General features: G+C 33.1%; 12 protein-coding genes. 2 read left to right on the top strand and 10 right to left on the bottom strand.

Annotation, left to right across the window (positions count from 1 at the left end; translation table 11 throughout):
• Positions 1-26: 26 nt before the first annotated feature.
• Complete coding sequence (locus FN795_RS11165; protein ID WP_142450662.1) at positions 27-1574, bottom strand: RagB/SusD family nutrient uptake outer membrane protein; 1548 nt, start codon at positions 1572-1574, stop codon at positions 27-29.
• 10 nt (positions 1575-1584) lie between these two features.
• Complete coding sequence (locus tag FN795_RS11160) at positions 1585-4689, bottom strand: SusC/RagA family TonB-linked outer membrane protein (protein ID WP_142450661.1); 3105 nt, start codon at positions 4687-4689, stop codon at positions 1585-1587.
• Positions 4690-5246: 557 nt separating this feature from the next.
• Here FN795_RS11160 and FN795_RS11155 point away from each other — a divergent pair.
• Positions 5247-5912: a ribonuclease HII gene (locus tag FN795_RS11155; protein WP_142450660.1), complete on the top strand. Its 666-nt coding sequence runs from the start codon at positions 5247-5249 to the stop codon at positions 5910-5912.
• Between the two features lie 33 nt (positions 5913-5945).
• Here the strand turns inward: FN795_RS11155 and FN795_RS11150 are convergent, their stop codons facing one another.
• The 6 genes from FN795_RS11150 to FN795_RS11125 all read right to left on the bottom strand — a co-directional run bounded on the left by FN795_RS11150 (position 5946) and on the right by FN795_RS11125 (position 10764).
• A complete protein-coding gene (locus FN795_RS11150) occupies positions 5946-6797 on the bottom strand; it encodes a nuclear transport factor 2 family protein (protein WP_142450659.1) in 852 nt (283 codons plus the stop codon).
• Between the two features lie 170 nt (positions 6798-6967).
• Entirely contained in the window at positions 6968-7567 is a 600-nt protein-coding gene (locus FN795_RS11145; protein WP_142450658.1) for an NAD(P)H-dependent oxidoreductase, read from the bottom strand.
• 79 nt (positions 7568-7646) lie between these two features.
• Complete coding sequence (locus FN795_RS11140; RefSeq protein ID WP_142450657.1) at positions 7647-8465, bottom strand: AraC family transcriptional regulator; 819 nt, start codon at positions 8463-8465, stop codon at positions 7647-7649.
• 21 nt (positions 8466-8486) lie between these two features.
• A complete protein-coding gene (gene lipB, locus FN795_RS11135; protein ID WP_142450656.1) occupies positions 8487-9188 on the bottom strand; it encodes a lipoyl(octanoyl) transferase LipB in 702 nt (233 codons plus the stop codon).
• Between the two features lie 5 nt (positions 9189-9193).
• On the bottom strand, positions 9194-9946 hold the full coding sequence (locus FN795_RS11130; protein ID WP_142450655.1) for a hypothetical protein: 753 nt from the start codon (positions 9944-9946) through the stop codon (positions 9194-9196).
• 86 nt (positions 9947-10032) lie between these two features.
• Positions 10033-10764: a hypothetical protein gene (locus FN795_RS11125; RefSeq protein WP_142450654.1), complete on the bottom strand. Its 732-nt coding sequence runs from the start codon at positions 10762-10764 to the stop codon at positions 10033-10035.
• A 346-nt stretch (positions 10765-11110) separates the two neighbouring features.
• Between FN795_RS11125 and lysS the strand changes: the two genes are divergently transcribed.
• Positions 11111-12814, top strand: a complete 1704-nt coding sequence (gene lysS, locus FN795_RS11120; protein WP_142450653.1) for a lysine--tRNA ligase — start codon at positions 11111-11113, stop codon at positions 12812-12814.
• 69 nt (positions 12815-12883) lie between these two features.
• Here lysS and FN795_RS11115 read toward each other — a convergent pair whose 3' ends face one another.
• Together FN795_RS11115 and FN795_RS11110 are read right to left on the bottom strand one after the other, a co-directional pair.
• Entirely contained in the window at positions 12884-13480 is a 597-nt protein-coding gene (locus FN795_RS11115) for a hypothetical protein (protein WP_142450652.1), read from the bottom strand.
• Positions 13481-13547: 67 nt separating this feature from the next.
• Entirely contained in the window at positions 13548-14561 is a 1014-nt protein-coding gene (locus FN795_RS11110; protein WP_142450651.1) for a 2-hydroxyacid dehydrogenase, read from the bottom strand.
• Positions 14562-14566 lie beyond the last annotated feature (5 nt).

Raw genomic sequence — 14566 nt, 5'->3', positions numbered from 1 at the left:
TTTATAAAAATCAAAATATTTATTTCTTACCAGTTAGGGTTTTGTCCTAAACCTGGGTTTGTATTCATTTCAATTTGTGGTATTGGCCAAATGAATTTGTAATCAGTATAAGGCAAAGCTGGCACACCGAATGGACCTGGGTAAGCAGTTCCTAAAGTGTATAATGCAGCAGCTGGAGCAGCATTAGCAAGTTTTGCAGGAATACCGTTGATTGGAGCAATATCATCATTTTGTAATCTGTGGATATCAGACCATCTACGACCTTCCATTAAAAACTCGATTCTTCTTTCAATAAGAATCGCTGGAACTAAAGTTTGCGGCGTATTTAAAGTAGCTGCAGTATAAGCTTGAGTTAAAGGATTAGCTAATGATCTGTTTCTTACTTGGTTCAATAAAGCCAAAGATGAAGTTAAACTTGAAGCAGTATTTAAACGAGCTTGAGCTTCTGCCATGTTCAATAAAACCTCTGCATATCTAATAACTGGAGCAGCATCTGTCAAGTTAACAATATCAGAATATTTGTTAGTATATTTTCTACCAGCAACAGTTTTGATCATAACACCTTCTTCTCTTCTTTTATCATCAACTAACCATTTTGGTTCTCTCCAAATGATTGGACTAATGTTAACTAAAGCTCTACTGTTCAAGATACTAGCTAACGCAGCATTAACCTGAGGGTTAGAAGTAGCTGAGTGAGCAATAGAGAAAATAGACTCTGAGTTTGTTAAGTTACTAGCTGGCACGAATGGGTCACCTGGCTTAGCAGTCAAAGTATATTTACCATTTAATTTAGTTCCTTCAGCAACTACATTTGCCCAGTCTCTTTTTTGAAGATAAACTCTCGTTTTGAAAGCAATCGCAGCATTTTTAGATGCTCTTGAAGTAGTTGCAGTTGTAATTAATTTTTCAGCATCATCTAAATCAGCAAGTACTTTAGCATAACATTCCGCTACAGTATTTCTAGGTTTTGCATTTTCAGAATCAATTTCTGCTTGAGTATTTACACCAACTTCTCTGTAAGGAATACCTAAATGTGTAGCTCCTGCAGTGTGGTTGTAAGGTCTAGCAAAATAATTCAACAACTCAAAATGTGTAATCGCTCTTAAAAATTTAGATTGACCAATATAGTCATCACCTACAGCTTTAGTAATAACACCTTTAGCAACTGCATCAGTAACTCCTTCGATCATTAAGTTACATCTGTTGATTAATCTGTAACCGTCAACCCAGTAGTAAACGTTATTTGCAGATGTTGGATCGTAAGTTTGAGTATATGTTAATTGGTAGAAAGTAGCATTGTTTACTGCATCTTCTCCCATACATTCACCTTGCTCAACAAAAGCAGCTCCCCATACGTATCCTCTACCACCATTTGAAGTACCACTGTTATAAGTACCAATAGCTGCAGCATTGTAAACACCAGCCATATAAGTTTCTATATAAGTTGGAGTTGTAAAAGCAAGGTCAGTCGGAACGTTATTTATAGGTACAAGGTCTAAGATCTTTTCTTCAGTACATGAGCTCATCCCAAGTACTACTGCAGAAAGTAAAATTGATTTTATTATATTTTTCATATTTTTCATATTATAAACTAACATTTATTCCCATTGATATAACTTTAGAACGTGGAGTTCCATTGATATCTACTCCAGATGTTTCCATTTCAGGGTTAATACCTTTGTAATCAGAAATTAACCAGATATTTTGAGCCTGAACATAGATTCTGAAGTTTTCTACTTGGATTTTATCTAACAAGATTCTAGGTAAAGTATAACCTAAGCTAATGTTATCTAAAGAAATGAAATCTCCTTTTTCTACGAAACGAGAACTCGCGTTTCCAGAAAGGTTAGTAAATGTATTTGAACTTGCCCATAATCTTGGAGTCCATCCGTCTCCAGGATTGTCAACACTTTGCCATCTTCCTAAAATCTCTGTTCCGTTGTTGTTGAAGTTTTGGTTCATCAACTCTCTTCTTGTAGAGTTGAAAATTTTGTTTCCTCCACTGAATCTGAACATAAATCCGAAATCAAGATTTTTGTATTTCATGCTAGAAGATAAAGATCCATAGTAAGTTGGTAATGTATTACCTAAAATTACTTTATCAGTAGCAGCACTTAAAGTAGCTGGAGTTGTTAATGCAGCTGGATTGTTTGGATCGAAAACATAGTAAGTAGATGTTGGAATGTTTCCTTGAACTAAACTACCATCAGCTTTATAGTAAACTGGGTTACCATTTGCTTTGTTAACTCCCCAATATTTGAAACCATATAAAGAGTTCATTGATTCACCTTCTCTAATAATGATGTTTGGTGCAATGTTAGTATCTGTAGATGATCCTCCAATGATATCTTGACCATTAAATACGTCAGTAACTACGTTTTTAGACAAAGTCAAGTTTGATGATAAATCCCATTTGAAGTTTTGGTTGTTGATAGCTTTGAAACCAACAGCGAACTCTAAACCTTGGTTATATAATTTACCAATATTTTTGTTTGTTGTATTAAACGGAACACCTAATGATGGAGAAACCGGTACAGCCAAAATTAATTTATCGATATTGTTTCTGTAGTAATCGAAACCAATAGTCAAACGATTATTGAAAAATCCGAAATCAGCACCAAAGTCAATTTTCTCACTAGATTCCCATTGTAATTGAGGATTTCCAAATTGGAAATATCCAATACCATTTGCAGTTGCATAAGGAGAACCAGTTGTTAAATCCATGTAAGGATAGTTTCCAATTTCAGTATTTCCAACTTTAGAGTATGATGCTCTTAGTTTGAAATCAGAAACTGTACTGCTGATTGATTGCATGAAATCTTCTTTAGAAACTGTCCAACCTGCAGAAACTCCAGGGAAGTTAGTCCATCTTGTATCTGCACTTAACTTAGAAATACCGTCTCTTCTGATAGAACCTTGGATAAAGTATTTTTCTTTGTAGTTATATGTAAAACGTCCTAAGTAAGAAATAATACCATTTTCAGTAACAGATCCACCTGAATCTTTAGTAACATATGAGTTAGTAACTAAGTTTTGGTTGAAGAAATCACTGATAATATCACTTCCAGATCCCCAGAAATTTTGATATCTCTGTTTTTGGTACTCAGCAACAGCTGTAGCTCCTACGTTATGATTTTCACCAAAAGTATGCTTGTAGTTCAAGATATTTTGCCAGTTCCATCTTAAGTATTCTGTATTATCATTGTACAGGTAACCATTTCTAGAACGTCCGTCACCGTGAATAGGATTCCAGTATTGTAATCCACCAGTAATAGAGTTATCAGCACTTACTTGTAATTTATAAGTTAAATCAGAAGTAATTTTTGCGTTAGCAAAAAGACTTAACAATGTTCTGTTAACTTTTGAGTAATATTTATTATGATCTAATACATAAAGAATATTTGTAATGTTATCTCCTACTGGATCTGTATTATCCCATCTACCAACTGTATTTGTACTTAATGGCAATGTTAAGTTATATCCTGTTGGGTTTGCTGCATCATAAATTGGCACGTTAGGCAATTGTCTGATTGTGTTGAAGATGTTACCAGAAAGTCCACTAGCACTAGTATTTAAACCATTGTACTCAGTTCTAGTAACACTTAAGTTTGTACCAATGCTTAACCATTTATTGATATCTTGATCAATATTAGCTCTTACTGAATATCTTTGCATGCTATTTGCCAAGTTGATACCATCTTGATCTGTATAACCTAAAGATAAGTAATATTTAGTTTTATCAGAACCACCACTAAATGCTAAGTTGTTAGTGATTTGAGGTGCGTTTCTTAAAACAGCACTTTGCCAGTCTGTATTATAAGTACTTCCAACAGCCCATGGAGCTTGTCCTCTGTTAGTTCTTTTTTCATTTGCAATCGTTAAGAAATCAGGAGTCTGTAAAAGATCGTATTTTTTAGCTGCACTTGCAACACCAAAATTTGAAGAGAAATTAACTTTTAAAGTTCCTTTTTTACCGCTTTTTGTAGTAATCAAAATTACTCCATTCGCAGCTCTTGATCCATAGATAGCCGTTGCAGCACCATCTTTCAAGATATCAAATGATTCGATATCGTCTGGGTTAATATCTGCTAAACCGTTTGTGTTTGCAACACCTCCGATATCACCAGAAAGAATTGGCACACCATCTACTACGATTAATGGATCACTTCCACTAGAAATAGAAGCAATACCTCTAATTCTAATTTTTGGAGCAACTCCAACAATACCACTGTTAGTTACAACTTGTACTCCAGTTGCTCTACCAGCTAATACTCCTTCAAAAGATGGAGTTACTAAGTTAGCGATGTCGTTACCAGCAATTTTAGAAATAGAACCTGTAACTTCTTTTCTTTTCTGAACACCGTAACCTACTACCACAACCTCATTCATTAATTGTGCTTCAGATTCTAGCTCAACGTTTACTGTATTTGAAGTCCCTACAGTAACTTGTTTGTTGTTCATACCAACATATGAAAAAACCAAAACATCACCAGTCTTTGCTTTAATAGAATAACTTCCATCAAAATCAGTCTGAGTATTTGCTTTAGATCCTTTCACAAGAACATTTACTCCTGGAATAACACCTGTTTTATCAGATACCTTTCCAGTAACAGTTCTCTCCTGAGCAAAAGAAAACTGCATAGATAACGCTACAAGGAGCGTAAAAATCCATTTAAATTTTAATTTCATTTTAATTTATTTTGAATTAGTATGCGACAAACATCTTAATTATTTCTTAAAATAACAAACTATTTGTACTTAAATTTCCTTAAGATTATTAACAAAAGCTTAATCCAATCCCAGAAAATATAACTATTCCAAACTTTAAATACTATTTTTCCTTCAAAAATATCGGAAAACATAATTATTTTGAGTTAAAAACGTTAACAGATTTTAACATTTAAGAAAATCAAATAGTTAAACTCATAAAAAAGAGCAATATCTTTTATTAAGTTCTCTAAATCGGTAGACTTTTTTAAACTTTTGATAAAAACAAGAGCAAAACAAGGCAAAACATCCATTTTTTATAAGTTTTTTTAATAATTGCCTTAAAAAAATTCAAAAAAAAAGTGCTTATCAACAAAATTATTAGGAGAAAGTGTAAAAAACATGAAATATTATCTCTAAAAAGAACCCAAAAAATGACATAATTTATTCGATTTTTTATATCTCTTCTTCAATTTTTAATCGTCGCTAAGCCTTTTTAGTTAATTTTTTATAATCTTTGCCATCCAAAAAGGTTAAAAATGCTCGAAAAGAATTTCTCAGGATTTATTTTAGAATCGGGAACCGATGAAGCCGGACGCGGATGTCTAGCCGGACCCGTCACAGCAGCAGCTATAATTTTGCCTGAAACTTTTGAAAATCAAATTTTAAATGACAGTAAACAACTGTCTGAAAAAACAAGAGCCCTTTTAAAACCTATTATTGAACAGCAAGCACTCTGTTTTGCGGTCACACATTTATTTCCGGAAGAGATTGATGAAATAAATATCTTGAACGCCTCTATGAAAGGAATGCAGGAATGCATTTTAAAATTAAAACATGTTCCCGAATATATTATTGTTGATGGAAACCGAGCCTTAAATGCAAAACTTGGACTTAAAAACACTTTTGGCAAACAATTTTCTTCAACCGAAATTGAACTTCTGAAATCAATTCCAAATAAAAGTATTATTAAAGGTGATGCTAAATATTTAAGCATTGCAGCAGCGTCCGTTTTGGCAAAAACGTATCGCGACGAATACATGGATCAAATTCATGAAGAATTCCCAATGTACAATTGGAAAAAAAATAAAGGTTATCCAACCAAAGAACATAGAGAAGCTATTAAAAAATATGGAACCACAAAATATCATCGAATGAGTTTCAGACTTTTGCCTGATCAACTGTCTCTGGATTTTTTTGAATAAAAAAAGCGACCTATATATTAAGGTCGCTTTTTTTTATTTCTTGCTTTTCAGGAATTCCGCAAATTGTTTGGTATCATAGTAAAATGGTCTGATCGCCGTAATTTTTCCGTTTTTCAAATCAAAATGTTCCGAAATCGGCATCGAAAGGTTTTTACCCGATTTTTTGGATTTGCAATTTATAGTGAAATAAATGATTACTTCATTTTTTGAAGCATCGCTAAAATATGTTGGTTCTTTCTCTATTTGCAAATCAAAAAACTCTGCAGATTTTGCAAACATTTTTGTCCATTCAGCAAAACCTACAAAAGTACCGCCGTAAGGAAGTCCCGTCGCCTGAGTGTAAATTGCTCCATCCTCAATTAAAGTTGCCATGGCATCAAAATCTCTTGTTTTAAAAAGACATTCATAGTATTTTGCAACAACTTTAAGATTATCTGCTTCAAGATTTTTTAAAATATCCGTTTCAGACAAAGTTGCTGAATTGTCCCAAAAGCCGATTATTTTACTTATTTGCCCTTTTCCATTCAAGCGGGCAAAATCTCTGCCTGCCATTATAAGATTATTTTTAGAATCCAGAATTTTCCATTCCCAGGTTACATAATTATCTTTCACTATTTTTACTCCAGATGTCAATACAGCATCTGGGAATTTTTTATAAAATTCATTGATGACATTATTAAACGCCGTAGTTCCTTTTATTGAAGCGGAAGGATCTTCAAAAGTACTGTCTTCTAGCCAAATCGATTTAATCATTTTTAATCTGACGTCACTATTTTTCTCTTGCCATACCTTTTCATATGCTGCAATTGGGTATAATTTATCTTTCTTTTGAGCAAAAAGGCCATTAAGCATAAATAGGAAACATACAAAGTAGATTTTTCTCATAAGTTATTAGATTATATTTAGTTAACGCTTAATTTTAAGTATAAAACCAAATTTACCATAAAAACATTAGAAAATCACCATATTGCTGTAATTTGCTATCAATTTAAAATCCTGGCTATTAGTCGGACATTTTTAGATTTTTTTCAATTATTCTTTTGAAAAATAAATTTCTATTGAAAAACAGAAACTTCATTTATCAGTTTAAAAGCATTTTTAAGTTCCTTTTTCCATTCTAAAACACTGTCTGCCGAAGCTCTGTCAGCTTTATCAAAATAGAAGTGCTGTTTGATTTCTAATCCACAATATTTAAAAATTCCGGTATCCGAAGTTAATTCCAAAGCTTTGTCCATTCCTATTGCTTCATATTCAGCATTTGATTTTCCGTGAGAATTTACAATAATGACTTGTTTTCCTTTGAGCATCCCCATTTGAACGCCTTGATCGTATCGATACGCAAATCCGTAACTAAAAACGCGGTCAATATAACCTTTCATAATTGCCGGCATTCCCGTCCACCAAATCGGGTAAACAAAAATAATTTGGTCTGCCCACGAAATAAAATCTTGTTCTGTTTTTACATCATCTGCAACTTGTCCCATTCTTTGTCCCTGCATATCCTGCAAAGAAAGAACCGGATTAAAATTGATTTCATTTAAATCGCGAACCACAATTTCTTGCCCTGATTTTTCTAAAGATTCTACAATTGTGTTTTTAAAGAAATGATTTAAACTTGCTTCGTTTGGATGTGCGTAAATAATTAAATTTTTCATGTTTTCTAGTTTTAAAGATTGAACATGACAAATGTATAACGCAGATTTGAGGAGTAATTGTAAGAAAACGAAATCAGTCTTATTGCCGTTTTGAACTGCAGATATCGCTTTGAAATTTAAGGAACTTTGTTGGCGAAATATTCATATAATATTTAAAGTCGTGAATAAGCTGGCTTTGATCGTAATATCCGCATTCATTAACAATCGTTAACCAATCTATTTTTAGCTCGTTTAGAATATTTTTCTGAATCTGATCAATAGCCTTTAAAAACCTTTCATAACGATTGGCTTCTTTAACAGAATAACCAAAAACCTTTTTTTGATTCAACTGAATATTTCTTTCGGTTTGATTGATCTGTGAAGCAATCGCTTTTATTGGATTTAAATTCTGATCATGAAAATCGCTTAAAAGATTCGTAATTGCTGTTTGTTCGCGCAAATAAGGTTTGCAGAAATCTAAAATATAAGCGACACGTTCTTTTGGATCAGGAATATTTTGAAGTTCTTCCCATAAAATAGTAAAACAGTTTTCATTAATTAAATCATCGGGATGAATAGGCATAGAATCAAAAAGCGCATTGCCAAAGAATCTGTAAAAAGCATCTTCTTTAAAATTGGCAACTAAAATCTGTGAACCTGGTTCTAAAGTATAATCAAAAGCTTGTTTAATTGGTCCCAAAACAATGCATTTTTCAATTTCCAGAAAAGTATTCTGCTGCGATTTTAAAGATGATTTTGTTCCAAAGTTAAAAGCCAGAATACTTTGAAAACTTGGCAATAAGGTTTTGGTTATGGGAAATTCCGTTTTGTTTTCGGCAAAGTAGAAATGCGAAAAAACAGTTTCAAATGCTGAAGGAACGGCAATTCTGTAATTGTTATTTTCTTCAGCATTTTTCATACTATATATATTCTTAGAAGCTTATTTAATAAATTCTGCTTCAAACAATTGAGTCAAATGTTTTAGAATTTTGGCTTTTACTTCTTCTTCATCGACTTTTTCAACACCAAGCTCTACGTGTAAAGAAGTTACGCCTTTTCCGCGAATTCCACACGGAATGATATTATCAAAATATCCCAAATCAACATTTACGTTTAAAGCAAATCCGTGCATGGTTACCCAACGTGAAGCACGAACGCCCATTGCACAAATTTTACGTGCAAACGGAGTTCCAACACCGAGCCAAACACCCGTTTCGCCTTCACTCCTGCCCGATTCTAAACCGTATTCTGCTAAAGTAAGAATCATTGCTTCTTCGAGGAAACGTAAATATTTATGAATGTCCGTAAAGAAATTTTCTAAATCCAAAATAGGATAACCTACGATTTGTCCCGGTCCATGATACGTTATATCGCCACCACGATTGATTTTATAAAAAGTCGCCCCTTTGGCTTCGAGCTGTTTTTCGTTTAATAATAAATTTTCCAGATCACCACTTTTCCCCAATGTATAAACGTGTGGATGCTCAACAAATAGCAAATAATTTGGTGTTGGCAAATCGAGTTCTTCTCTTCTGTTTTTGATTTTTAAATCAACTATATCTTTGAAAAGTTCTTCCTGATATTCCCAAGTCGATTTATAGTCTCTGTTTCCCAGATCCTGAAGTTGAATATTTTTGTTCATTTTGATTATTTTTCAAACTCAACATCAAAGTTAAGTTTGTCCGGATTCTCCATATAATCCGTGAAAGAGTATTGAATTGTAATTGATTTCCTGTCGTCGCTGAATAAAGCGCTCGGATTAGAAACTTTTTTGATCTTTTTTGGAAAGTGATATTTCACAATATAATTTGACGATGCAAAAATCATTTTAGACATATCTGCCGACGAATCATTAAGCTTTTCTGTTAATTTTTGCTGATCAATTGTAGCTTTTCTGGTAAATTTCTTTCCGTCATACGTATAACTTAATTTACTTTTATTGTCTCCGAAACCATTCCCAAGAGGATTTGCTGTTGCTCCTCCTTCTAATTTTTGTAGTGTACTTGCTGTCTGTAAAATATCCTGAAGTTCATTTACGCTCTTAAAATCAGTTGATAAAGTCATTAAAAACTGTTTTTTTTCTGCGCTCATTTTTGTAGTAACTACAAAGTTTTCCAGTTTTTTCAGTTCTTTTTGCACTTCTGGAGATAATTTTGCGATGCTGTCTTTTTTCTCAGCAAGCAATTGTTTAAAAGTAAACGTTGAATCAATGTCTTTTTTGGCATCAGCTCCTACTTGACTTCCAAGTTGATCGCCAGCCATTTGCATTAAAGAAGAACCGTCCATATCTACAGAAAATTTCCCGGATCCGTTATCGTTGATATAAATATTTTCAGTGAAAGTACAGCTTGTTAGAGTTGCTAGTAAAAAAGAAAAAAACAGAAGTTTATATAATTTCATAATGGTTTTATTTTTATCAAAGATACGAAGTCTATTTTTATTTTTAAGACTCTAAGTAACTAAGCTTCTAAGATGCTAAGTCTAGCTTATTGAAAGTCTTTTGGTTCTAAAACCACTTCTAAATTTGTTATTTGAGGATTTTGAAGACAATCTGAAAGCTGAAACTCTACAGTTAATGATTTTTTATCTGAGCTGAGAATCGCTTTTTCATTTGAAACCGATTTTATTTTTCTCGGAAAATGATAATTTAAAATATACGACTCCATTAATTTATATTTCGAATATATTTTTTTTCTCTCCTCCCATTCTTTTTTATCTTTCTCAAATCCTTCCTGATCTGTTATCATTAAATTCCTCTTAAAAATAATGCCATCAAAACTGTATTTTATTTTATAACTTTTTTTATATATCGGATAATTTTCCTTCAACGAATTTGCTAATCCTAGAGTTTCATAAACATTTGGTACTTCATCTATTTTTTTAAAATTGACCGATACTCTATTGAAATTTTCCATTTGAATTGGATCTACTTTGATATGCATTTTTACATTCGTATGTTCCGTAAACAAAGCTTGATCAGCCTTAGTAAATCTCACAAAAGTTTCTTGATACTTTGTAATATAATCTTGAAAAGTAAAAATTGTGTCTCTGAATTTTTCCGAACCAAAATTTTGTCTTCCTAATTGATTAACACTATTTTCATCGCGAAGAGTGTAAATATCTATATTTCCGCTTCCGTCTGAATTGAGATTGATGGTTTCTGTAATTTGACAACTTGCAAAAGAAATTAAGATTAAAAAAACGCATATGTATTTCATTTCTTTGAAAAGATTTTAAGATTCTGAGTGACTAAGATACTAAGTTTTCTTTTAGTTTATTTCTTACAGATTTTTTATTTGTAATTGCGTTAAGAGTAAACATTCTAACTAAAACATCTTTTGAAAACAAAAATTTCTCATCTAGCCCCGATAGCAGCGGTATCCTTTTTCTTCCGCCGTGGCGGAAGGAAAAGATACAAGCGAATAGCGGGACAAGAGCCAATAAAAAACTGTTTTTTCTGCTTCTAATAAAAAACATTACTCTTTTCTAAAACTTTAGACTTTATGACTTTGCAACTTTGCGACTTAAAAACTATCTTTGCACACTTAAAAAACAGAGCACAAAATGGCATTATCAGAACAAGAAATCATTAGAAGAGAAAAACTTCAGAACTTACGCAACTTAGGAATCAATCCTTATCCGGCTAATCTTTTTCCTGTAAATCATACTTCGAAGCAGATAAAGGACACATTTGAGGAGGGTAAGAAGGTTATCGTTGCGGGACGTTTGATGAGTGTTCGTGATCAGGGTAAGGCTTGTTTTGCTGAATTACAAGACAGCGAAGGACGTATTCAATTGTACGTGAATCGTGATGTTTTATGCGAAGGTGATGATAAAACTTTATACAATCAGGTATTCAAAAAATTAACCGATTTAGGTGATTTTATTGGTATTGAAGGTGAATTGTTTACAACACAAGTTGGTGCAAAATGTATTCGCGTGAGCGGTTTTACTTTCTTGAGTAAAACGTTACGTCCGCTTCCTTTACCAAAAGTTGATGAAGAAGGAAACGTTCACGATGCTTTCAATGATGCTGAATTGCGTTACAGAATGCGTTATGTGGATTTAACTGTAAATCCACAGGTTAAAGAAACTTTCATCAAACGTACAAAGTTATTCAGCGCGATGCGTGGTTATTTTAATGATGCTGGATATCTTGAAGTTGACACTCCGGTTTTGCAGTCAATTCCTGGTGGTGCTTCGGCGAGACCATTTATTACGCATCATAATTCGCTTGATATTCCGCTTTACATGCGTATTGCGAATGAGTTATACTTAAAAAGATTAATTGTTGGTGGATTTGAAGGTGTTTATGAGTTCTCTAGAAACTTCCGTAACGAAGGAATGGACAGAACGCATAATCCTGAGTTTACTGCAATGGAAATATATGTAGCGTATAAAGACTACAACTGGATGATGGAGTTTGCCGAAGGTTTATTAGAGCATTGTGCAATTGCTGTAAATGGTACAAGCGAAGTAACTTTTGGTGAGCACAAAATCAACTTTAAAGCGCCTTATGCACGCGTTACGATGACTGATTCTATCAAACATTTTACTGGTTTTGATATTTCTGGAAAAACTGAACAGGAATTGTTTGAAGCTGCAAGAGGAATGGGAATCGAGGTTGACGAAACAATGGGTAAAGGAAAATTAATTGATGAGATTTTTGGAGCAAAATGCGAAGGAAATTATATTCAGCCAACTTTTATTACTGATTATCCAAAAGAAATGTCGCCGCTTTGTAAAGAGCACCGTGATAATCCAGATTTGACTGAGCGTTTTGAATTAATGGTTTGCGGTAAAGAAATTGCAAATGCATATTCTGAATTAAATGACCCAATTGACCAAAGAGAACGTTTTGAAGATCAAATGCGTTTGGCTGCAAAAGGTGATGATGAAGCAAACGGAATTATCGATGAAGATTTCTTAAGAGCGCTTGAATACGGTATGCCCCCAACTTCTGGAATGGGAATTGGAATGGATCGTTTGATTATGTATTTGACAAACAACGCTTCTATTCAGGAAGTTTTATTGTTCCCGCAAATGCGTCCGGAGAAAAAATTAGCTCAGATTGAATTGTCTGACGAAGAAAAAATTATCATTACTTTATTGAAAGGAAATGAAAATAAAATGGAATTAGGACAACTTAAAGTTACGGCTAACTTAAGCGGTAAAAAATGGGATGCATCTATGAAAAACCTATCAAAACATGGTTTGACTAAAGTTATCGTTGACGGCGAGTTTAAATTTGTGGAATTGGTCGGATAATTTAAAAAAAATCCAAATTAACTAATATTCAAACCCGACAGCTTTTAAAAACCTGTCGGGTTTTGTATTTTAAAAAGAATATTTCTCCATTTTTTTATCTGTAATATCCAGAACCTTTGCACTTTCTTTTGGAGTTACTCCTTTCCAAATTTCCTGAACTGATGGATTTGATGGGTATTTCCCGTCTTTCATTCTTACAATATGAAACTCACGGTTGCTTTCTATTATTAAATCAAAAAAATTTTCAGTGGATGTATTCGCTATAAGAATTGGATAATCCGTTACTGAAAAGCGATTTATTAGACTTCCATCATTATTTAAAATATAACCAGAACAGCCGCCGCTTCCGCAGAAATACGAATTTGAAAAGCCAACAAAATATTCATTTTTATCATCATTGTTTAAATCAAAAGCTTGATAATAAAAAAATCGGTCTGCTTTTGTCATCGCAGGCAAATCTTTCTCCAGCAAAATATTCAACTGCTTTCTGATCAATTCAACTGCTTTATCATCTCTTGAAGGCGCATCGCTTAAATTAGCTGTTCCGCCAACAGTTTTTGACAAAGTATCCTGAACAATAGTTTTAATTATATTTTTTGATTCGTTTTTATTTTGGCAGGAATAAAATGCCAGAATTCCGATTAAAATTAGAATTTTACTTTTCATAATCTGAAATTTTTAAAATCTACATTTTCCTTAACAACTAATTAAATTACGAAAAATATTTGACAATTTAAACCAACAATGCAGCTTTGTTTTCAATGTCATTTTTCTCCAATAGCGATTTTATATTATTAAAAGTCACTAAAGCAATTTGTGTCAAAGCCTCGTTGGTAAAAAATGCCTGATGCGCTGTTACCAAAACATTCGGGAAGCTCATTAATCGCTGAATCGCATCATCCTGTATAATGTCTGCTGATAAATCTCTGAAAAACAGTTTTTCTTCCTGTTCGTAAACATCAATTCCTAAATAACCAATTTTTCCTTCTTTTAAACCTTCAATAACAGATGACGTTTCAATTAATCCGCCACGGCTGGTATTGATTATCATCACGCTTTCTTTCATAAAAGAAATTGAAGTTTTATTGATTACATGCTTCGTCTGATCGTTTAACGGACAATGAAGCGAGATAATATCACTTGATCTAAAAATCTCTTCTAAACTAACAAACGAAACTCCATCTTTAATCATTTCATCATTTTCGACAATATCATATGCCAAAACTTTACAGCCAAAACCTAATGCAATTTTAGCAAATGCCTTACCGATATTTCCCGTTCCAATAATTCCGATTGTTTTTCCGAACAAATCAAAACCTAACAAACCGTTTAATGAAAAGTTTTGCTCCCGAACTCTGTTATAAGCTTTATGAGTTTTTCGGTTTAAAGTTAAAATCATTGCCATTGCGTGTTCGGCTACAGCCTGCGGTGAATAAGCCGGAACACGGCAGACTTTTATGTTGTATTTTTTTGCCGCTTCTAAATCGACATTGTTAAAACCAGCGCATCTCAGAGCAATAATTTTTACGTTTTTTTCTGCCAATTGTTTGATTACGGCTTCGTTTACAATATCATTAACAAAGACACAAACTATTGTAGCATTTTCAATTAAAATCACAGTTTGCGGATTCAATTGTGTTTCGAAGAAATCTAATTCAAAACCAAAATCGGCATTGTATTTATTGAAAAACGCTTTATCGTAAGGCTGTGTGGAAAAAAAGGCGATTTTATTGTTGGATGAAGTCATGAAAT

Source organism: Flavobacterium resistens, from assembly GCF_900182645.1.
GTDB lineage: Bacteria > Bacteroidota > Bacteroidia > Flavobacteriales > Flavobacteriaceae > Flavobacterium > Flavobacterium resistens.
This window is presented reverse-complemented; position numbering and strand designations above follow the sequence as displayed.